Raw genomic sequence first — 281 nt, 5'->3', positions numbered from 1 at the left:
GGTCTGCGTTCGCGCGGCGTGGGTCCGGAGGTGACGGTGGGCATCTGCTTGCCGCGTTCGGCGGACCTGGCGGTAGCGATCCTGGCGGTGTGGAAAGCCGGTGGCGCGTATGTGCCGCTGGATCCGGACAACCCGCCGGCACGGCTGGCCATGATGCGCGATGACGCGCAGGCGGACTGCGTGATCGGCCATGAAGCCCTGCTGCAAGGGTTGCACGCGGCGATCCCGCTGGCGTTGGACACGGCGGCGCTGCGCGCGGAGCTGGCGGCGGCGCCGGCGCA

Annotated in this window: 1 protein-coding gene; it reads left to right on the top strand. The window is 72.6% G+C overall.

Annotated elements, in window-relative coordinates; all coding sequences use genetic code 11:
- On the top strand, nucleotides 1–281 hold a 281-nt coding region (locus ISP15_RS18700), incomplete at both ends, for an AMP-binding protein (protein ID WP_404549489.1).

Source organism: Dyella jejuensis, from assembly GCF_044904675.1.
GTDB classification, from domain to species: domain Bacteria; phylum Pseudomonadota; class Gammaproteobacteria; order Xanthomonadales; family Rhodanobacteraceae; genus Dyella_B; species Dyella_B jejuensis.
This window is presented reverse-complemented; position numbering and strand designations above follow the sequence as displayed.